This window comes from Ferrovibrio sp. (genome assembly GCF_036381655.1).
Taxonomy (GTDB): domain Bacteria; phylum Pseudomonadota; class Alphaproteobacteria; order Ferrovibrionales; family Ferrovibrionaceae; genus Ferrovibrio.
This window is the reverse complement of sequence record NZ_DASVCJ010000006.1, coordinates 1-26,615: the sequence shown is the minus strand read 5'-3', so window position 1 is coordinate 26,615 and position 26,615 is coordinate 1. Positions and strand designations below refer to the sequence as shown.

The 26,615-nt window shown below is 64.9% G+C and carries 23 protein-coding genes; 16 read left to right on the top strand and 7 right to left on the bottom strand.

Features of this window, described 5'->3' with window-relative positions:
- Positions 1-77 precede the first annotated feature (77 nt).
- From VF194_RS00510 to VF194_RS00500, 3 genes are all read left to right on the top strand, one after another.
- Positions 78-1,064, top strand: coding sequence for an ABC transporter substrate-binding protein (locus VF194_RS00510; protein ID WP_330886942.1), 987 nt, complete (start codon positions 78-80; stop codon positions 1,062-1,064).
- Between the two features lie 377 nt (positions 1,065-1,441).
- Positions 1,442-2,149 (top strand): transglutaminase family protein, encoded by a 708-nt coding sequence (locus tag VF194_RS00505; RefSeq protein WP_330886940.1) that lies wholly within the window; start codon positions 1,442-1,444, stop codon positions 2,147-2,149.
- Between the two features lie 28 nt (positions 2,150-2,177).
- Entirely contained in the window at positions 2,178-2,987 is an 810-nt protein-coding gene (locus tag VF194_RS00500) for an enoyl-CoA hydratase/isomerase family protein (RefSeq protein ID WP_330886938.1), read from the top strand.
- Positions 2,988-3,033: 46 nt separating this feature from the next.
- Here the strand turns inward: VF194_RS00500 and VF194_RS00495 are convergent, their stop codons facing one another.
- From VF194_RS00495 to VF194_RS00475, 5 genes are read right to left on the bottom strand one after another with little or no spacing between them, the layout of a single operon-like run.
- Positions 3,034-3,996 (bottom strand): hydroxymethylglutaryl-CoA lyase, encoded by a 963-nt coding sequence (locus tag VF194_RS00495; RefSeq protein WP_330886936.1) that lies wholly within the window; start codon positions 3,994-3,996, stop codon positions 3,034-3,036.
- Positions 3,993-6,008 (bottom strand): acetyl/propionyl/methylcrotonyl-CoA carboxylase subunit alpha, encoded by a 2,016-nt coding sequence (locus tag VF194_RS00490; RefSeq protein WP_330886934.1) that lies wholly within the window; start codon positions 6,006-6,008, stop codon positions 3,993-3,995. Before VF194_RS00490 ends, VF194_RS00495 begins: the two co-directional genes overlap by 4 nt.
- Positions 6,009-6,019: 11 nt before the next feature.
- Positions 6,020-7,627 (bottom strand): acyl-CoA carboxylase subunit beta, encoded by a 1,608-nt coding sequence (locus VF194_RS00485; protein WP_330886932.1) that lies wholly within the window; start codon positions 7,625-7,627, stop codon positions 6,020-6,022.
- Positions 7,624-9,018 (bottom strand): phenylacetate--CoA ligase family protein, encoded by a 1,395-nt coding sequence (locus VF194_RS00480; protein ID WP_330886930.1) that lies wholly within the window; start codon positions 9,016-9,018, stop codon positions 7,624-7,626. Before VF194_RS00480 ends, VF194_RS00485 begins: the two co-directional genes overlap by 4 nt.
- An 11-nt stretch (positions 9,019-9,029) precedes the next feature.
- The gene (locus tag VF194_RS00475) at positions 9,030-10,190 is read right to left on the bottom strand and encodes an acyl-CoA dehydrogenase family protein (protein WP_330886928.1); all 1,161 of its coding nucleotides are present in this window, start codon (positions 10,188-10,190) and stop codon (positions 9,030-9,032) included.
- 225 nt (positions 10,191-10,415) lie between these two features.
- Here VF194_RS00475 and VF194_RS00470 point away from each other — a divergent pair, with 225 nt between their 5' ends.
- The 9 genes from VF194_RS00470 (at position 10,416) to VF194_RS00430 (ending at position 20,483) form a co-directional block, all read left to right on the top strand.
- On the top strand, positions 10,416-11,753 hold the full coding sequence (locus VF194_RS00470; RefSeq protein ID WP_330886926.1) for a TetR/AcrR family transcriptional regulator: 1,338 nt from the start codon (positions 10,416-10,418) through the stop codon (positions 11,751-11,753).
- Positions 11,754-11,884: 131 nt separating this feature from the next.
- Positions 11,885-12,796, top strand: a complete 912-nt coding sequence (locus VF194_RS00465; RefSeq protein ID WP_330886924.1) for an SDR family oxidoreductase — start codon at positions 11,885-11,887, stop codon at positions 12,794-12,796.
- Complete coding sequence (locus VF194_RS00460) at positions 12,793-13,596, top strand: ABC transporter ATP-binding protein (protein WP_330886922.1); 804 nt, start codon at positions 12,793-12,795, stop codon at positions 13,594-13,596. The genes VF194_RS00465 and VF194_RS00460 overlap by 4 nt, the downstream gene beginning before the upstream one ends.
- Entirely contained in the window at positions 13,583-15,520 is a 1,938-nt protein-coding gene (locus VF194_RS00455; protein WP_330886920.1) for an AMP-dependent synthetase/ligase, read from the top strand. The genes VF194_RS00460 and VF194_RS00455 overlap by 14 nt, the downstream gene beginning before the upstream one ends.
- Complete coding sequence (locus tag VF194_RS00450) at positions 15,521-16,408, top strand: branched-chain amino acid ABC transporter permease (RefSeq protein WP_330886918.1); 888 nt, start codon at positions 15,521-15,523, stop codon at positions 16,406-16,408.
- Between the two features lie 3 nt (positions 16,409-16,411).
- A complete protein-coding gene (locus tag VF194_RS00445; RefSeq protein ID WP_330886916.1) occupies positions 16,412-17,485 on the top strand; it encodes a branched-chain amino acid ABC transporter permease in 1,074 nt (357 codons plus the stop codon).
- Positions 17,486-17,492: 7 nt separating this feature from the next.
- Entirely contained in the window at positions 17,493-18,314 is an 822-nt protein-coding gene (locus VF194_RS00440) for an ABC transporter ATP-binding protein (RefSeq protein WP_330886914.1), read from the top strand.
- 37 nt (positions 18,315-18,351) lie between these two features.
- Entirely contained in the window at positions 18,352-19,605 is a 1,254-nt protein-coding gene (locus VF194_RS00435) for an ABC transporter substrate-binding protein (protein WP_330886912.1), read from the top strand.
- Between the two features lie 95 nt (positions 19,606-19,700).
- A complete protein-coding gene (locus VF194_RS00430; RefSeq protein WP_330886910.1) occupies positions 19,701-20,483 on the top strand; it encodes an enoyl-CoA hydratase/isomerase family protein in 783 nt (260 codons plus the stop codon).
- A 25-nt stretch (positions 20,484-20,508) separates the two neighbouring features.
- Here the strand turns inward: VF194_RS00430 and VF194_RS00425 are convergent, their stop codons facing one another.
- Entirely contained in the window at positions 20,509-22,029 is a 1,521-nt protein-coding gene (locus VF194_RS00425; RefSeq protein WP_330886908.1) for a class I adenylate-forming enzyme family protein, read from the bottom strand.
- 185 nt (positions 22,030-22,214) lie between these two features.
- Between VF194_RS00425 and aliB the strand changes: the two genes are divergently transcribed.
- Positions 22,215-23,369: a cyclohexanecarboxyl-CoA dehydrogenase gene (gene aliB, locus VF194_RS00420; protein ID WP_330886906.1), complete on the top strand. Its 1,155-nt coding sequence runs from the start codon at positions 22,215-22,217 to the stop codon at positions 23,367-23,369.
- Positions 23,370-23,393: 24 nt separating this feature from the next.
- Here aliB and VF194_RS00415 read toward each other — a convergent pair whose 3' ends face one another.
- The gene (locus VF194_RS00415) at positions 23,394-23,870 is read right to left on the bottom strand and encodes a MarR family transcriptional regulator (protein WP_330886904.1); all 477 of its coding nucleotides are present in this window, start codon (positions 23,868-23,870) and stop codon (positions 23,394-23,396) included.
- A 151-nt stretch (positions 23,871-24,021) separates the two neighbouring features.
- Here VF194_RS00415 and VF194_RS00410 point away from each other — a divergent pair, with 151 nt between their 5' ends.
- The 3 genes from VF194_RS00410 to VF194_RS00400 all read left to right on the top strand — a co-directional run bounded on the left by VF194_RS00410 (position 24,022) and on the right by VF194_RS00400 (position 26,506).
- Positions 24,022-24,789, top strand: coding sequence for a glucose 1-dehydrogenase (locus VF194_RS00410; protein ID WP_330886902.1), 768 nt, complete (start codon positions 24,022-24,024; stop codon positions 24,787-24,789).
- 124 nt (positions 24,790-24,913) lie between these two features.
- A complete protein-coding gene (locus tag VF194_RS00405; RefSeq protein ID WP_330886900.1) occupies positions 24,914-25,993 on the top strand; it encodes a TauD/TfdA family dioxygenase in 1,080 nt (359 codons plus the stop codon).
- A 129-nt stretch (positions 25,994-26,122) separates the two neighbouring features.
- Entirely contained in the window at positions 26,123-26,506 is a 384-nt protein-coding gene (locus VF194_RS00400) for a recombinase family protein (protein WP_330886898.1), read from the top strand.
- The last annotated feature ends 109 nt before the right edge of the window (positions 26,507-26,615 follow it).

Genomic DNA, 26,615 nt, shown 5'->3' with positions numbered 1-26,615 from the left:
GGATTGCTGCTCCCCTCGCCAGACCGAACACAGTCCCGGCATGAGCAAGGCCGGGAGACCGTAACAGGGGGTCTATCATGAAATTGCGCGCCATTCTCGTTATTGCCGCCGCAGCGCTGCTGCCCGCGGCAAGTCAGGCCGCGGAGAAGGTCAACTTGCTGCTCAACTGGGTGCCGACGGCGGATCATTCGCCCTATTACTACGCCAAGGCGCAAGGCTGGTACGAGAAGGCCGGTCTCGACGTCAGCATCGAAACCGGCCGCGGTTCCGGCGTCTCGGCGCAGCGTGTCGGCGCCGGCAATACGCAATTCGCCATTGCCGACATGGCCACCGCGCTGGTCGCCAAGAGCAAGGGCGCGGATCTGGTGGCGGTGATGGCCGTCTATGCGAATTCGCCGCAGGGATTTTACTGGCTCAAGAGTTCGGGCATCACCGGCCCCAAGGATTTCCCCGGCAAGAAAATCGGCAATCCGCCCGGCGACGCCTCCCGTGTGATGTGGCCGGCCTTTGCCAAGCAGGTCGGGATTGCGCCCGATTCAGTGACTTTCGTCAATGTCACGCCGCAGGCCAAGGTCGCTTCGCTCAAGAGCCATGCGATCGATATTACGAGCGACTTCTACAATGAACACGATTTGAAGGTACGCGAGTTCGGCCCTGACCTCGGCTTCGTCGCCTGGCGCGATATCGGCATCAATCCGTACGGCAACGCCATCATCGTCAATGGCGGATATCTGAAGAAGAACCGCGCCGTCGTCGAAAACTTCGTCAAGATTTCGCAAAAGGCTTTCGCCGCCTGCGTGGCCGATATCGGCCCCTGCCTGAAGGCGTTGATGGCCAGCGTCAGCGGTCTTGACGAAGCCAACCAGCGCGACCAGTGGAATCGCATCAAGGAACTGATGACGGATCCGACCACCACCAGCGTCGCTCTCGGCGCCTTCAACGCCGAGCGGATGAAGGCCGACTATACGATGGTGAAGGCCTACTTCGGGATGGAAAAGGATTTCGACATCGCGAAGACCTATACGAACGACTTTCTTGATCCCTCGATCAAGATGACGAAGTGATATCTGCCGTCATGGCCGCTCAAGGGGGCCTGCCCCCTTGAGCGGCGGGCGGACATCATCAAGGAACGCGCCTTGAAGGCGGTGGGAATTGCGGTGGCCGCAAATGGCTTCGGGCCCATATCCGTCTAGGCCGCTTCCGCTTCGAGTGCTTCCTGAAAATCCGATCTGTCCGACAGGCAGGGGGCTTCCCGCGCGGGGAAGCGCCGGCCCATGCGGTTCGGCGCGCGCCTCATTTTCAGTTTGACAGCTCAGGCTGCGTAGATTATCTAACAAACGTTAGAAACTGAGATCGCGACGGGCCGGGCTGCGCGCGGCCGGACTTCCATCTGGCGCCCATGGCGCGGAGCGGAGCGTCAGCTCGGAGTGGAGATTGCCCCTTGGGAACGAGCGAAGCGGACAGGGAGTTTCCGGCGGAGCGCTACCTGCAACCCACGAAATACATCGACTGCGATTCGCCGGAGGTGCGGCGCTTCACCGCGAAGGCGCTGGAAGGGCAGGAAGGCGCTTCGCCGACCGAAAAGAGCATCCGGCTTTTCGAGGCCGTGCGCGACGGCCTGCGCTATGATCCCTACAATATTCCCGTCCGGGCCGAGGATTATCGCGCCAGCGCGGTGACAGGGCAGGAGACCGCCTTCTGCGTGCCGAAGGCCATTCTGCTGACGGCCTGCCTGCGGGCCGCGGGGATCCCGGCGGCGGTCGGCTTCGCCGATGTCCGCAATCACCTGAACTCGCCCAAGCTGGCGGAAATGATGCAGACGGACCTGTTCATCTATCACGGCTATGTCCAGCTCTGGCTGGACGGCGCGGCCCGCAAGGTGACGCCTGCCTTCAACATGGAACTTTGCGCGCGGTTCGGGGTCAAGCCGCTGATCTTCGACGGCCGGGCGGACGCGCTGTTCCACGAATTCGATACGAAGAACCAGCGGCATATGGAATACGTCAACAACCGCGGCATCTACGCCGATCCGCCGATCGATACGTTCCTGGCCGACTTCAGGAAGACCTATCCGCGCCTGGTCGAGTTCAACGAAAAGCGCCTCGCCGGATCGCAGGCAGGCCTGCACGACGCCGATTTCGCTGGATAAGCCTTTAACATAAAACGGGAGAACGCAGATGAGCGACCGGTACGCGGTCTATGACAGGCTGAAATTCGACTATCCGGCAGAGCGCGTCCTGCGCATGACTTTCGACCGGCCGCAGACCTTCAACTCGGTCGATGCCGAAACGCATACGCAGATGACCGATGTCTGGCGCGACATCGACCGCGATCCGAACGTCAACGCGGTGATCGTGACGGGCGCCGGCAAGGCGTTCTCCGCCGGCGGCGATTTCGGCCTGATCGAAAGCCTGACCGGCAATTTCGACCAGGTGATGGCGACCTGGAAGGAAGCCAAGGATCTCGTCTACAACATCATCAACTGCAACAAGCCGATCATCTCGGCGATCAACGGCCCTGCGGCCGGCGCCGGCCTGGTGGTCGGCATCCTCGCCGACATCTCCATCGCCGGCAAGAAGGCCAAGATCGTCGATGGCCATCCGCGGCTGGGCGTGGCCGCCGGCGACGTCGCGCCGATCATCTGGCCGCTCCTGTGCGGCATGGCGAAGGCGAAATACTATCTGCTGACCTGCCGCGCCATCTCGGGCGAAGAGGCCGACCGGATCGGCCTGGTCTCGATGTGCGTCGAGGACGAGGTGCTGCAGGATACCGCGATCGAGATCGCCAGCGAGCTGGCCAATGGCGCGCAGAGCGCCATCCGCTGGACGAAATACTCGCTGAACAACTGGCTGCGTCAGGCGGGCCCGATCTTCGACACCTCCACCGCGCTCGAAATGCTCGGCTTCATGGGCGAGGACGTGAAGGAAGGCGTCGCTTCGCACCGCGAGAAGCGCAAGCCGAATTTCCGCAAGGATTGCCCGATCTGATCGCAAGCAGGGGCGGCGCCGCGGGAGCAGTCGCCGGCCGCGCCGCTCAGCTCTTGCTTCTGCGATACTGGGCCAGCCCGCCGGAATGCATGACGCGCCCCATCAGCGGCGCGCCGATCAGCCGTTCCGCCGCCTGCGCCGCGGCGATCAGCTTGTCCAGGTCGATGCCCGTCTCGATGCCCAGCTCGTGGCAGAGGAAGACGGCATCCTCGGTGCAGACATTGCCGGCCGCGCGGGCATGGCCGTGGCTGGCGAAGGGGCAGCCGCCGAGGCCGGCAACCGACGTCTCGAACAGGTCGACTCCCATGCCGAGCGCGGCCTGGACGTTGGCGATCCCGAGGCCGCGGGTGTCGTGGATATGCATGCCGATGCGCGCTCCGGGTGCGATCTCGCGCAACCCGCCGATCATCCGTTTGACCGCTTCGGGATTGGCCCATCCCATGGTATCGGCGATCACCAGGGCCGGGACGGGGATCTCCTCTTCCTCCGCCAGACGCAGGATGAACCGGAAATCGTCCATCACCCTGTCCTGGGAAATTTCGCCTTCGAAATTGCACCCGAAGGCCGCCATCACATAGGCCGTTTCCACGGCGAAGCCATGCTGTTTGTACAGCCGCACCCAGTCGCGCTGGCGCTCGCGCATTTCGGCGGCCGAGCAGTTGTTGTTCTTCCGCGAGAAGGTGTCCGAGGCGTAGAACAACAGCCTTGCGTCGATATGGACATCCTTCGCGGCCAGCGCCCGCTGAAAGCCGTTCTCGTTGAGCCACAGCGCCGTGTAGCGGACTCCCTCGACGCGCCTGATCCGCTCGAAGACGTCGGCCGTGTCGGCCATTTGCGGCACGTATTTAGGGCTGACGAAGGAGCCGACCTGGATCTGCCTCAGTCCGGTGTCGCTAAGCATGTCGATGAAGGCGAGACGCTGCTCGATCGGATAGATCTTCTTTTCGATCTGGAATCCCTCGCGCGGACCTTCCTCGCGGAATTCGACGAATTTCGGATAGCCGGTCATGTTGCCTGCACCTCCAGCGGCGCGATTTCCGCAATCGTCTGGCCGCGGTCGACCATGTCGCCCTCGCGCACGGCAATCCTGGCGGCCCGGCCCGACGTGGTGGCCTTGATCGATATCTCCAGTTTCATCGATTCCAGGATCGCGACCGTTTCGCCGGCTGTCACCGGATCGCCTTCGGCAACGGCGACCTTGACGATGAGGCCGGTCAGCGGCGAGTTCAACGTCCCGTCCAGCACCGACTCGCCCGTCGCCGTGGCGAGCGGGGGAAGCGCTTTGAAGCTGTAACGCCCCTCGGCGGTTTCGATGCCGATTTCGCCGGCGCAGACCGTGGCGCGGATCGCGTATTCCTCGCCGGCATGCGCGATCAGCCACTCGCCTGGGCGGAATTCCGACAGACAGAGGTCGGTGGCGTTGCCATCGGCGGCGATGACGGTGAATGCCCCATTCGGCCCGATGGGAGAGACGCGGAATTCCTCGTCGGCGCCGTCCGCGGCCGAAAGCGTCACCCGCTGGCCCGCCACCGCTTCCGGAGAGCCGAGGCCGAGCCGCCAGCCGGTGAAGATGTCGCGCCGCCGCCAGGCATCCGCCGCACCCGCCATGCGCCCGTCCATCAGGTACAGGCAGGCGGCGGCGGCCTGCCAGAGGCGCTGCCTTGGCCCAGGCATGTCCGCCACCAGCCGATCTAGGCGGGCATCGATCCAGCGGGTGTGAATCCGCATGGCTGCAACTTCCTCGTCGCGAAGCAGGGCGCGGAGGAATGCCCGGTTGGTCTTGACGCCGGAAACGGCGCTCTGCCCCAGCGCCCGTTCGAGCGCCGCCAGAGCGGCCGCGCGGTCGCCGGCATGCACGATCAGCTTGGCGATCATCGGATCGTAGAACGGCGTTACCGCATCGGCCCGGACGACGCCGCTATCGACGCGGATGCGGTCGGGCAGGATCAAATCCTCGATCCTGCCCGTGGATGGAGCGAACTGGTTGGCGGGATCTTCGGCATAGAGCCGCGCCTCGATCGCGTGGCCGTCGCAGCGGACATCCTCCTGCGCAATCGGCAGGCCTTCGCCTGCGGCGATGGCCAATTGCAATGCGACCAGGTCGAGCCCGGTGATCGCCTCGGTGACCGGATGCTCGACCTGGAGCCGGGGATTCACCTCGAGAAAGAAATAGTCATTGCCCGCAACCAGGAATTCCACCGTGCCGAGGCCGCGGTAGTCGACGCTTCGTCCGAGACGCACCGCGTCCGAAGCGATCCGGTCGAGCAGAGCCCGGTCGAGACCGACGGCAGGCGCCTCCTCGATCACCTTCTGATGGCGGCGCTGCAACGTGCAGTCCCGTTCGCGGAGGTGAATGACATTGCCGCGCCCGTCGCCGGCGATCTGGATTTCGATGTGGCGGGACTCGGGCAGGAAGCGCTCGATCAGCAGGCCTTCGGAGCCGAACGTGCTGCGCGCCTCGCGCAAGGCGGCCTCGATGTCGCCCGTCAGCGTCGCTTCGCTTGTCACCAGGCGCTGACCCCGTCCGCCGCCGCCGCCGATGGCTTTCAGAAGCGCGGGCAAGCCGAGGCGCCGGACCTCGGCGGCGATCTTGGCCGGGGCGGAATAGGCGCCTTCGCTGCCGGGAAGAACCGGAACGCCCGCCTTGATCGCAGCGGACTTGGCCTGCGCCTTGTCGCCGAAGCGCTCCAGCGTTTCGGGCGTCGGTCCGACGAAGATCAGCCCCGCTGCCTCCACGGCGCGCGCGAAAGCCGGGTTCTCCGAGAGGAAGCCGTAGCCAGGGTGGATGGCGTCGGCCCCGGCGCGGCGCGCGGCATCAAGGATCGCATCGATGCGCAGGTAGCTCTCGGAGGCCGGGCCCGGCCCGATGCGGATCGACTGTCCGATCTCCCGGACATGGAGCGCGCCCGTATCGGCATCGGAATGGACGCCGACGGGAACGATGCCCAGCCTGCGCGCGGTGCGCGCGATGCGGCAGGCGATCTCGCCGCGGTTTGCGATCAGGAGTGTTCCGATCTTCATGTGGGACTCTCCTAAAAACGGAACACGCCGAAATTCGTGTCGACTTTCGGGCGGCGCGCCGCCACGTCCAGCAGAAGCCCGAGGACTTCGCGCGTTTCCGCCGGTTCGATCACGGCATCCGCCCAGAGGTTCGAGGCGAAGTTATAGGCATCCTGGAAGGCTTCGTATTCGCGCCGGATCGGCGCCTTGAAGGCTTCCTCCTCCTCGGGAGTCCAGCGTTTCGATTCGCGCGCGTTGATCTGGGTGCGCACCTGGGCGAGCACGCTGGCCGCCTGTTCCGGTCCCATGATCGCCGCGCGGCCGCTGGGCCAGAAGAACAGCGCATCCGGCTGGAACGGGCGCCCCAGCATGGCCAGATAGCCCGCGCCATAGGCGCCGCCGGTGATGACGGTGAATTTCGGCACCCGGGCCGAGGACATGGCGGTGATCATCTTCGCCCCCGCCTTGGCGATGCCGGCCTGCTCGGCCTCGCGCCCGACCATGAAGCCGGTGATGTCGGCGAGGAAGATCAGCGGAATGTCGCGCTGGACGCAGAGGCTGATGAAATGCGCCGCCTTCAGGGCGGATTCGACGAACAGCACGCCGGTATTGGCCAGCACGCCCACTTCGTGGCCATGAATGCGGCCCCAGCCGGTCATCAGCGTGTCGCCATAGAGCGGCTTGAATTCGTGGAATTCGCTGCCATCGACCAGCCGGGCGACCACTTCGCGGTTGTCGGTCGGAATCTTGGGATCGCGGCTGACGATGCCGTAGATCTCCTCGACCGGGTATGCGGGCGGGCGCGGCGCGGCCGGCGTCTTGCGCGGCGCGGCGGGTTCGCCCAGATGCGCGACGATCTGGCGGGTGATCGCCAGCGCATGGGCGTCGTCCTCGGCCAGATGGTCGGTCACGCCCGAAACGGAGGTGTGCATCTTGGCGCCGCCGAGGGTTTCCGCGTCGACCTTCTCGCCGGTCGCCGCGAAGGTAAGCTCCGGTCCGCCGAGATACATGAAGCCCTGGCCGCGCACGATCACCACCTCGTCGCACAGCGCCGGGATATAGGCGCCGCCGGCGGTGCAGGGGCCCATGACGACGGCGATCTGCGGGATGCCGTCGCCGGACATGCCGACCTGGTTGTGGAAGATGGTGCCGAACTGGCCTTCGTCGGGGAAGATATTCTGCTGGTCGGGCAGGAAGGCGCCGCCGGAATCGACCAGCGTGATGCAGGGCAGGCGGTTCTTCCAGGCGATCCGCTGGGCGCGGACATGCTTGCGGCAGGTCATGCCGAAATAGGTGCCGCCCTTCACCGTGGCGTCATTGGCGATGATCATGCAGTGGCGGCCGGAAACCAGGCCGATCCCGGTAATGATCCCGGCGCCCGGCGGCACGTCGTCGTATTTGCCGAGTCCGGCGAGTTCGCCGATCTCCAGGAACGGCGATCCGGGATCGAGCAGGCGCTCGACGCGCTCGCGCGGCAGCAGCTTGCCCTTCTTCACATGCCGCGCGCGCGCGCTTTCCGGGCCGCCGGCCCTTTGCTGGGCCCGCAGGGAATGGAGTTGCGCGATCTTGGCGCGGTAACTGGCTTCGTTGGCGCGGAAGGTTTCCGAGCCGGTATCGAGCATGGTCTTGATGACGGTCATGACAGGAATTTCGGTTTCTGGCGCAGGGTCAGTGCGACCTTGGCCACACCCGGCTTTTCAAAAGTATCGGCATCCACGATGATCACGTTCGCCTTGAAGGCAAGGGCATTCCTCAGGCGGGTCTCCACCTTTTCCTTCAACGCGGCATCGTCCGCGGGCTGCTGCGCCGGACCGCGCTCCACATACACCGTCAACGGCGATTGCGTGGTATGGCCTTCGAAATCGGCGAGCACGCGCATGACTCCGTTGGTCAGCGGCGCCATCTCTGTGACGATGCTCTGGATCGCCGAAGGAAAGACATTGGCGCCGCGCACGATCAGCATGTCGTCGGTGCGGCCGACGCAGCGGATTTTCGGCCCGGTGCGGCCGCAGGCGCAACTGGTGCCCAGGACCTCGACATGGTCGCCCGAGCGGAAGCGGACCAGCGGGCTCGCCTGCCGTCCGATGGCGGTGTAGATCAGTTCGCCGCGGACGCCGGTTTCGAACGGGATGATCGCGCCCGTCTCGGTGTCGAGCAGTTCGACGATCACGTGATCGAGCGCGACCATGTGCATGCCCGACTGTTCGTCGCATTCCGACCAGTACGCCATGCCGATATCGGTGCCGCCGAGCAGCTCGCAGCATTTCGCGCCCCACAGCTCCTCGATACGGTGGCGGATCGCGGGAATGCCGCCGCCTGGCTCGCCGCCGACGATGACCCGCTCGACGCCGAGATCGCGGGCCTTCATGCCGATCAGTTCCGGCGCCTTCTCGGCCAGATAGGCGACGAAATTCGGCGCGCCGAGCACGCAGCGGGGCCGCAGATCGGCGGCGGCGCGCAGCAGGCGGTCGGCGCCGCCATCGGCGCCGATCGGCACGTCGATGGCGCCCATATACTGGAGCCCCTGGACGATGGGGACGCCGCCGACGAAGCCCTTGGCCATCGAAAAGGCATGCAGCACGATATCGCCGGGGCGGATGCCGCCGGCGAAGAAGCAGCGCGACGACATCTCATGCCACATCTCGGCATCCGATTCCGTCAGGGCGACGTAAGAGGGGCTTCCGGTGGTGCCGGACGACGCCTGCATCTGGGCGATGGCCGACAGGTCGGCGGCCAGATGCGTGCCGAACGGGCGCTCGGCCGACAGGCTCTCGCGGATTTCGGTCTTCAGCGTGAAGGGCAGCTTCTGCAGGTCCTCGATGCGGCGGATATCCTCGAAGGCAACGCCGGCTTGAGCGAACTTGCGCTGGTAGAAGGCGGAGCGCCGGCTCAGCCATTCCATCTGCCGGACGAGTTTAGCCTCCTGGACTCGTCTGACCTCGTCCAGCGGCGCACATTCGATGTCATGCCAGGACCTGGCGCCCTTTCGCTCAAAGGCGTCGGCGCGGCGGAAGCGCATCCCGAATTCCACGATTTCCTCCCTCAATAAGATCGCGGCATGCCCAGGAGCTTTTCTCCGATGAAGCTCAGACATAGTTCGCGATTGACCGGTGCCGTCCTGAGCAGCCTGACCAGCGGATAAAGCTCGTAAAGGCCGGTATCCTCGGTGAAGCCAGCGCCGCCATGGGCCTGCAGCGCCGCGTCCACGGCTTCGATTGCCGCCTCGGCGGCAGCGTATTTCGCCATGTTGGCGGAGCCGCCGGCCGGCAAGCCGTTGTCGAACTCCCAGGCGGCGCGCCGCGTCATCAGGCTGGCTGTCTCGACCGCGACATGGGCCTTGGCCATCGGATGCTGCACGCCCTGATGCGCGCCGATCGGCTGGCCGAACACCGAGCGCTGCGAGGCATAGGCGGCGCCCTTGCCGAGCGCGAAGCGGCCGAGGCCGCAGCACATCGCGCCGACCATGATCCGCTCCGGGTTGAGCGAGTCGAAGAGGATGGAAAAGCCGTCGTTGATTTCGCCGACGATGTCCTCGGGGCCGAGATCGACCTCGTCGAAATAGAGCGTCCACTGCTCCTCGGGAACCGGGATCGAGACGCGCACGCGCTGCTTCTCGATGCCCTTGGCCTTGAGATCGACCGCGAAGAGGGTGAAGCCGTCGGTCTTTCGGGCGACTTCATCATGCGGCTTGGTGCGGGCGACGACGAGGCAATAATCGGCAAGATCGGCGCCGGTGATGAAGGTTTTCTGTCCGGTCAGCGAGAACCGGTTGCCGTTCGGCTTGGCCACCGTCTCGATTCTGATCGAATTCGAGCCGGCGTTCGGTTCGGTGATGGCGAAGCAGAATTGGATGTCGCCGCGGCAGGCGGCCGGAAGCAGTTCCTTCTTGTGGAACTCGGTGCCATGCGCGGCCAGGTGCGCCAGCGACATGCACGGGCCGACGACCAGCATCAGGAGCGGAATGCCGTGATTGGCCATGCCTTCCATCAGCAGCGCCATTTCCGTCATCCCGAGGCCGGCGCCGCCATATTCCTCCGGCACCATAATGCCCAGGAAGCCGTCATCCGCGATCTGCCGGAACAGTTCCTTCGGAAAGGCATGACGGCGGGCATGCTCCAGCCAATAGGCATTGTCGTATTTCTGGGCCAGCTTGCCGCCGTACTCGTAGATCTGGCGCTGCTCGGTGGTGAGGTTGAAGTCCATCAGTTCTGCCCTCGCATGAAGTCCGGGATGCAGCGCATGTCGTGCGTCGGGGCGAAGACGGTCACGGGCGGCCTCCCTCGCATGGCGATGCATTTCTATTTGAGAAAAAACTAACAATCGTTAGATTATTTGGCAAGCCCATAACTGCGGCATCGGGAGAAAATCGAACGTATGTTCGAATCAAGATGCTTGCAATTGCGATGGTCGCGGGCATTTTGTGCAGCCATGGCCAAGCCGAAAAACAATCGGGACCCGCAAGCCGCGCTGACCAAGTCGCAGGCGACCAGGGAGCAGATTCTTGGCGCGGCGGCGCGGCTGTTCCGGCGGCGGGGCTATGCCGCGTCCACGCTGAGAGACATCGCCGCAGAAGCGCAGGTGGAGGCGGGCAGCATCTACTATCATTTCGATTCGAAGGACGCGATCCTTGACGAAGTGCTGGATCGCGGCGTGCGCGACATCTACCTTGGCGTCAAGGCGGCGTTGTCGGACTGCGAGGAGGCCGGCGCCGATTTCCGCACGCGCTTTGCCGCCGCGGTGGCGGCGCATCTGACCTATCTCCTTACGCTGAGCGATTTCACCTCGACCAATATCCGCAACTATTCGCAGTTGCCGGAGGCCGTGCGCCGCCGCCATCTTCCGCTTCGGCGCCAGTATGGCGCGCTGTGGGACGGTCTGCTGAAACAGGCGCAGGCCGAAGGCGCCATACGCCCCAATCTTCGCATCGTTCCGCTCAGGCAGTTCGTGCTGGGTGCGCTGAACTGGACGGTGGAGTGGTTCGATCCGGAGCGGTCCTCGGTCAAGATGCTGGGCGAGCGTGCGACAAAGCTGATCCTCGACGGCATGGCCACGAAACCTGAGGTCGCGGATACGGGGGGCATGCCTTACCGTTTGCCCGAGAAAGTGGCGCTGGAGGACGACGGGCTGCGGCCGAAAGGGGACAGGACGCGCGAGGAAATCCTTCGCGCCGCCGCCCGGCTGATCCGCGACCGCGGCTATGCCGCCGCGACGCTGCGCGATATCGCCAGCGAAGCCGCCATGGAGGCCGGCAGCATCTATTACCACTTCCGCTCGAAGGAGAAGATCCTCGACGAGGTGCTCGATCGCGGGTTGCGCGACATTCGCGACGGCGTGCGGGCGGTTATCTGCGAAAAGGGCTCCGACCGCGACTATCGCGCCACGATCGCGGCGGCGATCCGCACCCATCTGACGTTTCTGCTGGCCCGCGGTGAATTCACCTCTGCCAATATCCGCAGCTACGGGCAGCTTCCCGAGCATATCCGCGAGCGCCATCGGCCGATCCGCCGCGATTATTCCTCGCTTTGGGATCGCCTGCTGACCGAGGCCCAGGCGGCCGGCGCGCTGCGGCGCGATATAAAGGTCGTGCAATTGCGGCAAGTGCTGCTCGGCGCCCTGAACTGGACGGTCGAATGGCTCGATCCCGCCAAGGCCGACCGGGACGGCTTCGCCAATCTCGACCAGTTCGCCGATATGTGCGTGCAGCTTCTTCTCGACGGCATCGCGCTGCCGCCGCCCGAGGAATCGCATATAAAGCTGTCCGCCTGACATCGGCGGGCGGGAGCGCCGGGCCGGCTGAATCGTTCCATAAAGTGGGTCTTGCATGGCTTTCTAACGTCTGTTAGTTTTTGTCCGTAAGCGGCATAAGATCGCGATTAAGCAGGGAGGAGAGTCTGTCTATGGCGCAGGCGCCGGGCTTCGGCTTCTCGGAAGCCGATCTGACGACGAGACAGACCGTCTATCGCGCGGACCTTTTCAAGCAGTCCACCGTGATCGTCACCGGGGCGGGGAGCGGCCTTGGCCGCGGCATCGCCGCGCTGTTCGCCCGGCTCGGCGCAAACCTGGCGATTTGCGGCCGCAATTTGGACCGGCTCGAACAGGCGGCCGGGTTTCTGCGCAGCCTGGGAGCCGACGTGCTCGCGGTGCCGATGAGCATCCGCAATGTCGAACAGGTGCAGGCATTTTTCGAAGCGGTCCGCGAGCGTTTCGGCGGCGCCGACATTCTCGTCAACAATGCCGGCGGGCAGTTCCCCCAGCCGGCGCTCGACTATTCCCCCAAGGGCTGGAATGCCGTCATCGACACCAACCTGAACGGTACCTGGTGGATGATGCAATCCGCCGCGCGCCAATGGGTCGAAGCCGGCCGGCCGGGCGCGATCGTGAACATCGTCGCGGATATCTGGCGCGGCATGCCCGGCATCGCCCATACCTGCGCCGCCCGCGCCGGCGTGGTCTATCTGTCGAAAACGGTGGCGGTGGAATGGGCGCCGCATCGCATCCGGGTCAATTGCGTGGCGCCGGGCTGCTGCGAGAGTACCGGATTTGCCCAATACCCGCCCGAGGGCGCGGCGACCTTCGACGAATCCAATCCGCTGCGCCATGTCGGCGACGAATGGGATGTGGCCGAGGCCGTGGTCTATCTCGCGGCGCCCTCGGCCAAGTTCGTGACCGGCGAAGTGCTGACCGTCGATGGCGGGCAGCAGCTTTGGGGCGATCCATGGCCGACCGGCAGGCCGCCGTATTTCGATCTCGGCCGGCCGCCGGCCGCGCCTGAGAGAGTCGCGCCTGAGAGAATGGTGCGCGGCCAATGACTCCGAACGAGAAAACCGCAGCCGACACTCCGTTGCTCGAATGCCGTTCGATCGAGCGGCGTTTCGGCGGGCTGGTCGCCGTCACCGGGATCGACATGGATATCATGCCGGGCGAGATTTTCGGCCTTGTCGGACCGAACGGCTCGGGCAAGACGACGCTGACCAATGCGATCAGCGGCTTCTATCCGCCGACGAAAGGCGCCATCAAGCTCGCCGGGCGGGATATCACCGGCATGGCGCCGCACAAGGTGGCGGCGCTGGGCGTCGCGCGCACTTTCCAGAACCTCGCCCTGTTCAACGGCATGAGCGTGCTGGACAACATCCTGCTCGGCCGGCACATCCATATGCGGCCCGGCGTGCTGCGCACCGCCCTCTACTGGTGGCTTGCGCGGCCCGAGGAGATCGCCAACCGCGAAGTGGTCGAGGAGGTGATCGAGTTCATGCAGCTCGAGAGCATCCGCCACGAACTCGTCGACGGGATTCCGATGGGACTGAAGAAGCGGGTCGAGCTGGCGCGCGCATTGGTGGCCGAGCCGCGGCTCTTGATCCTGGACGAGCCGATGGCGGGCATGAACCAAGAGGAAAAGGAGTATATGGCCCGCTTCGTCCTCGATGCGCGGGACGAGCGGGGCGTCACGGTCCTACTGATCGAGCACCACATGGATGTGATCACCGGCATCTGCGACCGCATGCTGGCGCTGAATTACGGCGAGATGATCGCCAGCGGCGCCCCGAAGGAGGTGGTCAAGGATCCGCGCGTCATCGAAGCCTATATCGGAGGCGCCCGTGGAACAGGGTAGGATCGCCTCCCGCATTCCGGCGCCCAATACGGAGGATGCCGGCACGACGCTGATCGCGAGCCTCGCCGCGAATGCGGCGGCCTATCCCAAGGCCGTCGCGATGCGCGAAAAGGAGCGCGGCATCTGGAAAGAGGTGACCTGGAGCGAGCTGGCCGAATGGGTGCTGTGCTGCGCCGCCGGTCTGGAGGCTCTGGGCTTCCGCGACGGCGATGCGATGCTGATCCTCGGCGACAACCGGGTACGGCTCTATGCCGGCATGCTCGCCGCCGGCATGCTGCGCGGCTATGCCACGCCGACCTATACCGGCGTCACGCTCGACGAGCTTTACAGCGTTGTCGAAAACGTCCGCGTGGTCGCTGCTTTCGCGGAAGACCAGGAGCATGTCGACAAGGTGCTCGATTTGCGCGGGCGAGGGGTCGATATCGGCACCATCATTTATGACGATTCCCGCGGGCTCAATGCCTATCAGGCGCGCGGGCTGGTTTCGTGGGACGAGATTCAGGCGCGCGGCGCCGAGCGGCTGCGCGAGACTCCGTCGCTGCGCGCGGAGCTCATCGCGCGCGCAGGGCCCGAGGATCCGGCGGTGTTTCTGTATTCTTCGGGAACAACGGGACGGCCCAAGGGCATCGTGCTGAGCCACCGCAACGTGATCGCGGCGGCGCGCAACGCGCGCGAGGGCGGCGCTTTCCGCTACGGCGAGGAAGTCCTGGCCTATCTGCCGATGGCCTGGGTCGGCGATTTCGCGCTGACGCTTGCCGCCGGCATCACCTGCCGCTTCACGATCAACGTGCCGGAGCGGCAGGAGACGGTGCTGCGCGACATGCGCGAAATCGCCCCGACGCTCTATCTCGCCGCGCCGCGCAGCTGGGATGCTCTGCTGACCACCGTGCAGGTGCGCATGGAAGATTCCACGCCGCTGAAAAAGTGGCTCTACCGGAGCTTCATGGATCGGGCGATGGCGGCGGAACGGCGGAAGCTGAAGGGCGAACCGCCGCCGCGCTTCGAGCGGCTGTGGCGGCGCCTCGGCGAGTGGCTGGTATTCCGTCCGATCAAGGATCAGCTTGGCTTCACCCGGCTGCACAACGCCTTCACCGGCGGCGAGGCGATCGGCGAGGATACCTTCGTGTTCTACCGGGCGCTCGGCATCAAGCTGCGCCAGCTTTACGGCCAGACCGAGAACAGCGCCTTCAACGCGATCCAGAGCCCCGATGAAGTGAAGCTGCACACCGTGGGCAAGGCGCTGCCCGGCGTCGAAGTCAGGATCGCCGATAACGGAGAGATCCTGCTGCGCTCCGAGAGCGTGTTCGCCGGCTATTACAGGAATCCGGAGGCCACCGCGGAAACCATGCGCGACGGCTGGCTGCATACCGGCGATGCCGGCTATCTCGAGGAGGATGGCCATCTCGTCGTGCTCGGCCGCGTCTCCGAGGTCGTCCATACCGCCGGCGGCGAGCGCTTCGTGCCCAACTATATCGAGAACCGGCTGAAGTTCAGTCCCTATATCAAGGATGCCGCGGTCATCGGGGCTGGCCGCGACCGGCTGATGGCGATGGTCTGCATCGATTTCGATGCGGTCGGTCACTGGGCGGAGGTCAACGGCGTGCCGTACATGTCCTATGCCGACCTGTCGCAACGGCCGGAAGTTTCCGATCTCCTCAAGGCCGCCTTCGCCCGGGTGAACGCCGAACTGCCGGAAGCCTTGCGGCTCCGCCGTTTCGTCAGCCTGCACAAGGAATTCGATCCCGACGACGGCGAAATCACGCGCACCCGCAAGCTGCGCCGCAAGGTCGTCGAGGAGCGCTACGCCCGGGTGATCGACGCACTCTATGACGGCTCGTCCGCGGTGAAGGTGCAGGCCCAGGTGACGTATGAGAGCGGCGAGAAGGGGATCGTCGAGCGTACCCTTGCCGTGCATGAGGTCTGAATGGACGCGGCTTTCCTGATCGAACTGGCAGCCAACGGGGCGCTCACGGGCCTGCTGTACTCGCTGTTCGCCATCGGCCTCGTGCTGATCTACAAGTCCTCCTCGGTCCCCAACCTGGCCCAGGGCGGGCTGACGATGGTTGCCGCCTATTTCGTGCTCGCCTTCGTCGAACAGCTCGGCCTGCCGCTGTGGCTGTCGATCATCGCCGCGGTCATCGTCATGTTCTTTCTTGGCATGCTGATCGAACGGGTTGCGCTGCGGCCGCTGGCCGGGCGGCCCATCGTCATGATCCTGATGATGACGATGGGGCTCGACATCTTCATGCACGGAACCACGCTCGCGATCTGGGGCGCCACGTCGCGGCCGATGAATCTCGGCGTGAGCTACGATCCGCTGTTTCTTGGTCCGATCCTCCTGAGCCGCGTCAACCTGGTGGGAGCGAGCGTGGCCGTGGTGCTGTTCGTTGCCTTTCTGCTGTTCTTCCGCACCCGTCTCGGCGTCCGCCTGCGCGCGGTGTCCGACGATTACGTCGCCTCGTGGTCGGTCGGCATCTCGGTCGAGCGCGCCGTGGCGATCTCCTGGGCGCTCGCCTCCGTGGTGGCGGTCGCCGCCGGCGTCATCTGGGGCGAGATTCAGAGCGTCGATCAGTCGCTGTCGCTGCTGCTGCTCAAGGGACTCACGGTTGCCGTCCTTGGCGGCCTCGACAGCATCGTCGGCGCCATCATCGCCGGCATTCTGCTTGGCATCGTCGAGAATATCGGCTCGTCCTATATCGACCCGATGGTCGGCGGCGGCAGCCGGGATCTCGTCGTCGCGGCGGTGCTCATTCTGACGGTCCTGCTGCGTCCGCACGGCCTGCTCGGACGCCACGATATCGAAAGGATCTGATCCGTGTTCTACCGGCAATCGGGCGTCCGCCATACGAGCTACATTTCCGAAAGCAGGCTGTTCACGATTCCCGCCGACCGCGCCGCCCTGTGGCTCGTCGGTCTGCTCGGCCTGGCGGCACCGGTTCTGCTCGATCCGCTCTATATCGCCAGCTACGTCCTGCCCTGGCTGGTCTGGACGGCTGCGGCGCTTGGCCTCAACCTGATCATCGGCTGGGCCGGGCAGTTGCATCTGGGTTATGCCGCGGTGATGGCCGTCGGCGCCTATACCGCGGTGCATGCGACGCGCGCCGGCATTCCGTGGGAGCTTGCCCTGCCCGCGGCCGGCCTGATGTCGGCGGTGATCGGCAGCATTTTCGCCGCCGCCGCGCTGCGTGTGAAAGGGCTTTACCTGGCGCTCACCACGCTGGCCATGCAGTTCGTGATGGACTGGATTCTGTCGCACGTGCCGGCGATCAGCGGCGGCACCCATGCTTCGCTGCAGTCGCCCACGCTTCGCCTGCTCGGCCATGCGATCACCTCCGAAACCGGGCTTTACTACGTCGCCTTCGGCTGGTGTGTGCTGGTGACGGTCTTCATGCTGAACCTGCGGCGCACCGGATTGGGAAGGGCGCTCGTTGCCGTGCGCGAAAAGGATTACGCCGCTGCGGTCCTCGGCGTGAACAGCTTCTACTACAAGATCGTCGCCTTTGCCGCATCGTCCTTCATCGCCGGCATCAGCGGCGCCATCCTGATTGCCACCTTTTACTTCCTCGCCTCGCCCGAGCAGTTCACGGTGAATGTCTCGATCCAGTTGCTCGCCATGGTGATCGTCGGCGGGCTCGGCAGCATCATCGGCAGCTATTTCGGCGTCGCCCTGATCCTGCTGATGCCGGGCGTGTCGAACGGCCTGTTCGCCTGGATTGTGGGGCTTCTCGACGTGCGGATGAGCCCGGAGACGCTTGCCCATGTGCCGAATGCGGTCTACGGCGCGCTGATCGTCGGCTTTCTCATCATAGAACCGCTCGGCCTGGGGAAGATTTACGCCAATATCCGCGATTACCTGCTGGTCTGGCCTTTCGGTTACGTGAAGAAATGAGCCCAGCATGACCGACCAAAAGAACGCTGCCGGCCCGGACGACATCATTCTGTCGCTCAACAGCATCGAGGTCGTCTACGATTTCGTATCGCTGGCGATCAAGGGCGTGTCGCTGGAGGTGCCGAAGGGGCAGATGGTGGCGTTGCTCGGCGCGAATGGTGCAGGCAAGAGCACGACGCTGAAGGCGGTCAGCGGCCTGCTCAAGCCCGAGCGCGGCCGCGTCAGCCGCGGCGAGGTGATGTTCGCCGGCCGCCAGATCGACAATCTGCTGCCGCAGGAGCGGGTCGAACTCGGCATCTGCCACGTGCTCGAAGGGCGCCGTGTCTTCGAGCATCTGACGCCCGACGAGAACCTGGAGGCGGCGGCGCCGCCTGCCATGTCGCGGCAGGCGGTGGCGCGCGAAAAGGACCGCATCTACGGCTATTTCCCGCGGCTGTTTCAGCGGCGGACCTCGCAGGCTGGCTATCTGTCGGGCGGCGAGCAGCAGATGCTTGCCATTGGCCGGGCGCTGATGACGCAGCCCAGGCTTTTGATGCTGGATGAGCCGAGTCTGGGACTTGCGCCATTCCTGGTCGCCGAGATTTTCGGCATCGTCCAGCGGATCAACCGCGAACAGGGGCTGTCCGTCCTGATCGTCGAGCAGAATGCGCTCGCCGCGCTCGAGATCGTCTCGCACGGCTATCTGATCGAAAACGGCAGGATCGTCATGCACGATTCCGCCGAGGCGCTGAAGAACAACTCCGATATCCAGGAGTTTTACCTGGGCGGCGGCGAAACGAGTTTTCACGACGTCAAGCATTACCGGCGCAGGAAACGCTGGTTGACATGAGCTCGCCAATTCCGGCGACGAAAGGGAGGAACAGAGCATGAGATTAGGGGTAGGCATGAAGGGCGCCGCACTCGGCCTGGCGCTAAGCATCGGTTCGGTATTCCCGGCATCCGCGCAGGATACGATGAAGTTCGGGATGTGCTATGACCTCAGCAAATCCTATACCTTCATCACCCCGCAGGTCGTCCAGGCCGCGCGCGACCTCGCGGACCTGGTCAACATGAAGGGCGGGCTGGACGGACATAAGATCGAACTCGTCGTCCAGGATCACGGCAACGAGCCGCAGCGCGGCATCGAATGCTATGAAAAGCTGAAGCGCGAAGGCGTGATGGTGTTCGACATGCTGTCGACGCCGGTATCGATCGCCGTGCTGCCGCGCATCATGAAGGACAAGAACATCCTGCTGCAATCGCTGGTCGGCCGCGGCGATGCCATCGACGGCAAGGTGTTCGACTGGGTGTTCCCGGTCGGCCCGACCTATTGGGGCCAGGCCGCGAACGACGTGGCCTATATCAAGCAGCAGATGGGCGCCAAGCTGAAGGGCGCGAAGATCGCCTTCGTCTATGTCGATTATCCCTTCGGCCAGGAGCCGATCAAGATCCTGCAGACCATCGCCCAGCGCGAGGGCTTTGAGCTCGGGCTGTTCCCGTATCCGCTGCCCGGAAGCGATCAGAGCTCGACCTGGACCCAGGTGCGGCGGTTCCAGCCCGACTGGATCATAAGCTGGTCGCTGTCCAAGATGCATGTCGTCGCTTCGCGCGAGATGAAGCGCAACGGCATCCCGATGAGCAAGTACATCTCGGTGAACTGGCTCAACGAGACCGACATCGCCAATCTCGGCGGCAAGGAAGCCGCCGGGCTGAAGCGTGGTACCAACGTCGCCGGCGGTCAGGACATTCCCATCGTCAAGGAAATCATCGCCGATCTCTACGACAAGGGTAAGGGCAACGGCGAGCGCGCCGCGATCAACGACGTGTACTACAATACCGGCCTGGCCATCTATTCGGTCGCCTTCGAGGCGGCGCGCAATGCGGTCAAGCAGGGCGGCTGGCCGGTGACGCCGGAAGCCCTGAAGAAAGGCTTCGAGAGCATCAAGAACTACGATGCCAACGGGCTCTTCGCGCCGGTCACGGTGACGGCGGAGGATCACGGCGGCGGCGGCAAGACCCGCCTCGAGATGTGGGACGGCACCAAGTGGGTGCCGCAGACTGACTGGATTTCCGCCTATAACGACCTCGTCTGGGAAGTCGTGAAGGAGAATTCCAAGAAGTTCGCCGCCGAGAACAAGTAAGCGCATGGGCCGGTTTGGCCCGATCGGGACGGCCGCCTGGCGAAAAGGCGGCCGTCTGCATTTCAAGGACAGGGGAAATCGGAGGAGAGGGCGTGATGGCGGATGCAAGTCTTCGGGTCGAGGTGAAGGACGCGGTCGCGACCGTGCTGATCGACCGGCCGGAGCGCAAGAATGCGCTGTCGGTTGCGGTCGCCAACGGGCTGGCCGATGCCTGGGAGCGGATCGAGGCCGATCCCGCCATCCGGGTCGCCATCCTCACCTCTTCCGATTGCGGCATCTTCAGCGCCGGCCTCGACCTGAAGGAGGCGCAGGAGATCGCCGCGCGCGAGGGCGTCGACATCCTGAGCAAGATGCGCGATCCCTTCCACGACATCATGCGCAATGTCTCGAAGCCGATCATCGCCGCGATGACCGGATCGCTGATGGCCGGCGGCATGATGCTGGCGCTCAACTGCGATCTCAGGGTCGGCCTGGCCGGCACCAAGGCGGGGATCACCGAGGTGAAGGTCGGACGCGGCTCGCCCTGGGCGGCGCCGGCGCTGTCGATGCTGCCCCAGCCGATCCTGATGGAAATGCTGCTGACCGGCGAACTGATGCCGATCGAAGCGCTGCATCATTACGGCTTCACCAACTACATCGAGAAGACGCCGGATGCCGTGCGTGCCCGTGCCCGTCTGCTCGCGGACCGCATCGTCGCCGGCGCGCCGCTTTCGGTGAAGGCGGCCAAGGCGAGCCTGCGGGCCACGATGGACCTCGGCTGCTCGGCCGGCATCGAAGAGGGCAAGCGCCTGCATGCGGAAGTCTATGCCAGCCTCGATGCCATCGAAGGCCCGAAGGCCTTCGCCGAGAAGCGCCTGCCCGTCTGGCAGGGGCGCTGACGGGACGCTGTGACGCCAGAAGAGGTCAGGCCGCGCCCCTACGCAGCCGCGCTTCCAGGGCGTGGCGCTGGATTTTGCCGCTGCTCGAACGCGGGAAGTCGTCGAAGCCGATGAAGCGAATCTGGCGCGGCAGCTTGTAGCCGGCCAGCGCCGCACGGCAGCGCTCCATCAACGCCTCCGGCGTGAGGCTGTCGTCCGAGCGCGAGACGAAGGCGACCGGCGCTTCGCCCCAGCGCGGATCGGCGGCCCGCACCACGGCGGCATCCGTCACCCGCGGATCGGCCAGCAGCACCCGCTCGATCTCGGCCGGATAGACATTCTCGCCGCCGGTCTTGATGAGGTATTTCGCGCGGTCGACGAAATCGACCGTGCCGTCGGGATTCTGGCGGAACACGTCGCCCATATGGAACCAGCCGCCGCGGAAATCCTCCGCATTCGCCTCGGCTGCGTTCCAGTATCCGGAAAACAGCGTCGGGCCGCGCACCGCCATCTCGCCCGGCGTGCCGGGCGCCACCGGGCGGTCTTCCGGATCGACCAGCCGTACCTCGCAGAAAGCGCTGAGCCGCTTCGACAGGCGCTCGGGCGCGGTGCCGGCGGGGATGAGGGCGCGGGTGGCGGGCGGCAGCCCGGTTTCGGTCGAGCCGAAGGTATTGAGATAGGGCGCCTGGAGGATAGCGGTGATCTCGGCGATCTGATGCGGCGGCACGAGATCGGCCATGGCGCCGCAGACGCGAATGCCCTTCAGCTTCACCGGATCGGCCTTCAGCGCCGCGATGAACGGCTCGACCATGCCGGGGATCAGCACCAGCCAGCCGATGCGGTGCGCCGCGATGGCGGCGCGCAGCGCCTCCGGCCGGTAGCCGTCCACCACCACGACGGTGCCGCCGCGCATCAGCGTCGCCAGCGCATGATCGGTCGAGGCCATATGATAAAGCGGCGCCCAGGCGACGAAGGCGTCGGTCGGCTCGATCGCCAGTTCCGAGGCGAACACCATGGCGCGCGCCACCATCGCCCGGTGGCTGATGACGGCGGCTTTCGGCAGGCCGGTCGTTCCGCTGGTGTAGAGGATCACCAGGCCGTCTTCGGGATCGACCGCTGTAGCCTCGACGGGTGCGGCGGCGGCCAGCGCCGCCTCGTACCCGGCATCGAACACCAGCACCGCGATGCCGGAAATGGCGGCCAGTGCCGGGGCGAGGTCCGGCTCGGCGAAGACGAGGCGCGGCTCCACCAGCGTGACGCAATGGCAAAGCTCGGGGCCGGCCAGCCGCCAGTTGAGGCAGGCGAGGATGGCGCCGCGGGCGGCGGCAGCCAGTTCCAGTTCGATATAGTCGCTGCGGTTATGCGACAGGATGGCGATGCGGTCGCCGCGCCCGACGCCGCGGCCGGCCAGCAGACCGGCAAGCCGGTCCACCCGGTCGAGAAGTTGCGCATAACTGAGCTTCCTGGTGCCGTCCTCGATGGCGATCGCATCGGGTGTCGCCAGCGCACGGCCATGAAACAGATCATAGACGCTCGTCTGTGCCGCCTGCTGCTGCTCGCGTCCCATCTCGGTATTCCTCCTTCTGTTCCATCCGCCGCAGGCGGGCGCAACCGGTCCGCGCCTGCAAGCGGAAGAATGGCAATCTATTGTTGTTCTCTACCAACTCATACCCTTAGGCCGCATGTCTTATATAACAATATATTGACATACATGCCGGCTCAATTCTAAGACTCGGGATAGCGGAGGAAAAGATGGATTTCGCCTTATCGCCGGAACAGGACGCGATCCGTGAAACGGCGCGCCGCTTTGCGCAGGATCGGCTGGCGCCGCTGTATCGCCAGCACGACGAGACCGGGCGGTTCGACCGCGGCCTGATCGCCGAGATGGGCGCGCTGGGCCTGATCGCGCCCGAACTGCCGGAAAGCTATGGCGGCCTCGGGCTCGGCTATGTGACGGCCGGCATGATCATCGAGAATATCGCGGCAGCCGATTTCAATATCGCCTATATCCAGCTTCTGGCCTCGCTGAACGGCCATATTCTGGCCGATCATGCCGCGCCCGAGCTGGCCGGGCAGTGGCTGCCGCGCCTGATGCGCGGCGAGGTCGTCGTCGCGCTCGCCCTGACCGAGCCGCAGGGTGGATCGGATGCGGCGCGCCTGCAACTCAGGATGCGGCGCGACGGCGACAGCTATATCCTCGATGGCGAGAAGACCTCGATCTCCATGGCCGATCAGGCGGATGCCGCCATTGTCTTCGGCCGCACCGGCCGTCCGGAGGAGGGCGCGTCCGGCATTACGGCAATCCTGGTCGATCTGTCATCGCCGGGCATCCATCGCGGCCGGTTCGCCGATCACGGCCAGCACGCCATCGGCCGCGGCAGCCTGATCTTCGACAATGTGCGCGTGCCGGCCTCCAACCGGCTCGGCGAGGAGGGCGGCGGTTTCCGCCAGGTGATGCAGGGATTCGATTTCAGCCGCGCGCTGATCGGCCTGCAATGTCTGGCGGTGGCGGAAACCTCGCTGCGCGAGACCTGGCAATATGTGCAGGAGCGCCACGCTTTCGGTCAGCCGCTGGCTGCCTTCCAGGGCGTTTCCCATATGCTGGCGGAATTCGACACCTATGCGACGGCTGCCCGCCTGCTGTGTCAGAAAACTTTGTGGCTGAAGGATAGCGGTCTGCCGCACAGCGCGGAGGCGGCGATGGTGAAATGGTGGGCGCCGAAGCTCGCCTATGAAACCATCCATCAATGCCTGCTGGTGCATGGCCATGCCGGCTATTCGCGCGATCTGCCCTTCGAGCAGCGCCTGCGCGACGTGCTTGGCCTGCAGATCGGCGACGGCACGGCGCAGATCATGAAGACCATCGTGGCCCGCACGCGGGCGGGACGGAAGAACGTTCCCTACTGACCGGCGGACGCGGACGGGATGCGCCTAGCCGTCCAGCCTGACCATGTTGTCCAGCAGGTGATTCAGGTGGTGCAGGAAGGCGACCCGGTCGTCGAACGAGAATCCCTGCAAGGTATTGTCGTAATAATCATAGATCAGCGGTGTGATGGCGTTCCAGATCTTCTCGCCCTTCGGCGTCAGTTTGACCCGCCTGGAGCGGCGGTCGGCGGGATCGGTGACGGCGGTGATGTAGCCCTGCCGGCCGAGCCGGTCGAGCACCCCGGTCAGATTCTGCCGGCTGACCATCAGAAAGCGGCAGAGATCGCCGATCACCATGCCGTTCGCGGCCTGCGGACGCGACAGCGCGCCCAGCACCGACCATTGCTGGGTGGTGATGCCGTATTTGTCCAGCGCCTTGGTGCCAGTCTTGTGCATGGTGTTGGCCGCCTGGTAGAGCCGGAAGAAGATCCGGTTCGCCAGTTCCGAGGATGCCGAGGCCTTGTTGCCGCGGAGATCTTTCATGCTAAGGCCTTCCCATACAGGAATAACAATATATTGACGTAATCCGTTTGAATTCTATGATGGCGCAGAAAGCGGCCGATGGAAAGCCGCGGCGGCGGGAACGGCCGGCGGCGATAGCGACGGCGCGGCGATGTCAGGTATTGGAGGCAACATGCGTGGTTTGCGCGACAGCGTGGCGATCATCACGGGCGGTGCGGGCGGCATCGGGCGGGCGACCTGCTTGCGTTTCGCCGCGGAAGGCGCCAAGGTGGCGATATTCGACCGCGATGGGCCGGGCGCGGAAGCCGTGCGGGCGGAGATCGCCGCGGCCGGCGGCACCGCCAGGGCCTATGCCGTCGACATCACCGATCATGCTGCCGTTGCCGCTGCGGTGCAGGCGGTGGAATCCGATCTCGGACCGATCCGCATCCTGGTCAACAATGCCGGCTGGGACGTGTTCTGCCCCTTCACCAAGACCGATCCCGAGCTCTGGCAGAAGATCATCGCCATCAACCTGGTCGGCGCGCTGAACCTGCATCACGCCGTGCTGCCGCTGATGGCCGAACGACGCGCGGGCAAGGTGGTCAACATCGCCTCGGATGCCGCGCGCGTCGGCTCCTCGGGCGAGGCGGTCTACGCCGCCTGCAAGGGCGGCCTGGTATCCTTCTCCAAGACCGTGGCGCGCGAGCTGGCCTCCAAGGGCATCAACGTCAACGTGGTCTGCCCCGGCCCGACCGACACAAACCTGTTCAAGGGCTATCTCGAGGGCGCCGGCAATCCGGAGAAGCTGGTCGAGGCCTTCAAGCGCGCGGTGCCGTTCGGGCGGCTGGGGCAGCCCGACGACCTGCCGGGCGCCATTGCCTTCTTCGCCAGCGACGACGCCGATTACATCACGGGGCAGGTTCTCAGCGTGTCCGGCGGCCTGACCATGAATGGCTGATGGCGCGGGGCAGGGCCATCGAGCCGCCCGCGCCCCGCCATTGAGCCATCATCGAGCTAAAAGAGCATTGAAGTCGGCTTCGTCTCGTGGAAACCTCGGTCAGGTTTCCGAAGATGGGTTCCACATGAGCGCCGCCGACCCGAAATTCCAGACATTCGACTTGCCGCCGGAGATTACCGGGCCAAGCGCCTGGTATGGACCGGATATGATCCAGGACCAATCGTGGTGTCAGCATTTCACGGCTGCCGATGTCGCCGAAATCGAGGCTGCCACGCAAGCCGTCCTGACCGATCCCGGTGTCAATCTTGCGGCTTTGACGGCCGACGATTTTCCGCTGCCGCAGCTCGCACCGAGGCTCAGGCAGGTGCGCAAGGAAGTGCTGGACGGGCGCGGCTTCGCTCTGCTCCGCGGCCTGCCGGTGGAGCGGTGGAGCCGACGGCAGGCGGCGATCGCATTCCTGGGATTGGGCAGCCATTTCGGCAGGGCGCGTCCACAGAATGCCAGGGGCCACGTGCTCGGCCATGTCATCGATATGGGGCTGTCGAGCGACGATCCCAATGTCCGCATCTACCAGACCCATGAACGCCAGACCTTTCACACCGATTCGAGCGATATCGTCGGCCTGCTCTGCCTGCAGACCGCCAAGGCCGGCGGACATTCGGCGCTGGTAAGCTCGGTCACCATCTTCAATGAAATGCGCCGGCGGCGGCCCAATCTTCTGGCCCTGCTGTTCGAGCCGATCGAAACTGATCGGCGCGGCGAGGTGCCGCCGGGCGAAAAGCCGTATTTTACCATCCCCACCTATAGCTGGCATGCGGGGCTGCTTTCGGCCATCTATCAGCGGCAGTATATCGAGTCAGCGCGGCGCTTCAGCGATGTGCCGCCGCTGACGGCCGCGCAGCGCGAAGCCTACGACCTGTTCGATGCGCTGGCCAACGACGAAAGCCTCAATTTCCAGATGACGTTGAAGCGGGGCGATGTGCAGCTGGTGCACAATCACACCCTGCTGCACGATCGTACCGCCTTTGAGGACTGGCGCGAGCCGGAGCGGCGGCGGCATCTGTTGCGGCTTTGGCTGGCGCCCGAGGATGCGCGGCCGCTGCCGCCGGCATTCGCGCAGCGCTACGGCAGCGTCACGCCGGGCGGGAGGGGCGGGGTGACTGTCGAGGGGATGCAGCTCACCGTGCCTTACGATCCGGTTTGAAGCGGCGCTGACGCGGATGCATCCTCGGTTCAACGCACGTCGAATTTCAGCGCGAGATTGGAAGGAAGGCAAGGAAAACGCCAATCTAATCAGAGATGAGGCCTTCCACTTAACAAGGCTGCCCTGGTCGTGGCCAAGGTCGATCGGCTGGCCCGTAACGTCCACTTCTTGGAAACGATTCTGAGCGGCGATGTCGAGGTGGTGTCTGCCGACCTGCCTCAGGTCTCGGGGCCAATGGGGCGATTCATTCTGCAGCAGCTCGCCGCCGTCGCGCGGTTGGAGGCGGGCTTGATTTCAGAGCGTACAAAGGCCGCACTGGCAGCCGCAAAGCAACGAGGCGTCAAGTTCGGCGGTTTCAAAGGTATCGCCGTCGATACCAAGCTCGGTACACGAGCTCTTGTCGAAAGGGCAGATGCCAGAGCGAAAGATTATGCAGTCTTCATTGCTGACATCCAGGCAGCCGGCATCACGACATTGAAGGTGACCTGCTCCCCCGAAAGGCCCCCGATTTGAGGTAGAGTCCGATCCGAAGAAGGAGCCGGACGATGAGACGGAGCCGATTTAGCGAAGAACAGATCATCACGATCCTACGCGAGCACGAGGCCGGAGTGACGACGGCCGA

What these genes read in the sequence shown, in the direction of transcription:
- VF194_RS00510 (WP_330886942.1), top strand. Translation starts at nt 78, where the DNA reads ATGAAATTGCGCGCCATTCTCGTTATTGCCGCCGCAGCGCTGCTGCCC.
- VF194_RS00500 (WP_330886938.1), top strand. Translation starts at nt 2,178, where the DNA reads ATGAGCGACCGGTACGCGGTCTATGACAGGCTGAAATTCGACTATCCG.
- VF194_RS00495 (WP_330886936.1), bottom strand. Translation starts at nt 3,996, where the DNA reads ATGACCGGCTATCCGAAATTCGTCGAATTCCGCGAGGAAGGTCCGCGC.
- VF194_RS00490 (WP_330886934.1), bottom strand. Translation starts at nt 6,008, where the DNA reads ATGAAGATCGGAACACTCCTGATCGCAAACCGCGGCGAGATCGCCTGC.
- VF194_RS00485 (WP_330886932.1), bottom strand. Translation starts at nt 7,627, where the DNA reads ATGACCGTCATCAAGACCATGCTCGATACCGGCTCGGAAACCTTCCGC.
- VF194_RS00475 (WP_330886928.1), bottom strand. Translation starts at nt 10,190, where the DNA reads ATGGACTTCAACCTCACCACCGAGCAGCGCCAGATCTACGAGTACGGC.
- VF194_RS00470 (WP_330886926.1), top strand. Translation starts at nt 10,416, where the DNA reads ATGGCCAAGCCGAAAAACAATCGGGACCCGCAAGCCGCGCTGACCAAG.
- VF194_RS00465 (WP_330886924.1), top strand. Translation starts at nt 11,885, where the DNA reads ATGGCGCAGGCGCCGGGCTTCGGCTTCTCGGAAGCCGATCTGACGACG.
- VF194_RS00460 (WP_330886922.1), top strand. Translation starts at nt 12,793, where the DNA reads ATGACTCCGAACGAGAAAACCGCAGCCGACACTCCGTTGCTCGAATGC.
- VF194_RS00450 (WP_330886918.1), top strand. Translation starts at nt 15,521, where the DNA reads ATGGACGCGGCTTTCCTGATCGAACTGGCAGCCAACGGGGCGCTCACG.
- VF194_RS00440 (WP_330886914.1), top strand. Translation starts at nt 17,493, where the DNA reads ATGACCGACCAAAAGAACGCTGCCGGCCCGGACGACATCATTCTGTCG.
- VF194_RS00435 (WP_330886912.1), top strand. Translation starts at nt 18,352, where the DNA reads ATGAGATTAGGGGTAGGCATGAAGGGCGCCGCACTCGGCCTGGCGCTA.
- VF194_RS00430 (WP_330886910.1), top strand. Translation starts at nt 19,701, where the DNA reads ATGGCGGATGCAAGTCTTCGGGTCGAGGTGAAGGACGCGGTCGCGACC.
- VF194_RS00425 (WP_330886908.1), bottom strand. Translation starts at nt 22,029, where the DNA reads ATGGGACGCGAGCAGCAGCAGGCGGCACAGACGAGCGTCTATGATCTG.
- aliB (WP_330886906.1), top strand. Translation starts at nt 22,215, where the DNA reads ATGGATTTCGCCTTATCGCCGGAACAGGACGCGATCCGTGAAACGGCG.
- VF194_RS00415 (WP_330886904.1), bottom strand. Translation starts at nt 23,870, where the DNA reads ATGAAAGATCTCCGCGGCAACAAGGCCTCGGCATCCTCGGAACTGGCG.
- VF194_RS00410 (WP_330886902.1), top strand. Translation starts at nt 24,022, where the DNA reads ATGCGTGGTTTGCGCGACAGCGTGGCGATCATCACGGGCGGTGCGGGC.
- VF194_RS00405 (WP_330886900.1), top strand. Translation starts at nt 24,914, where the DNA reads ATGAGCGCCGCCGACCCGAAATTCCAGACATTCGACTTGCCGCCGGAG.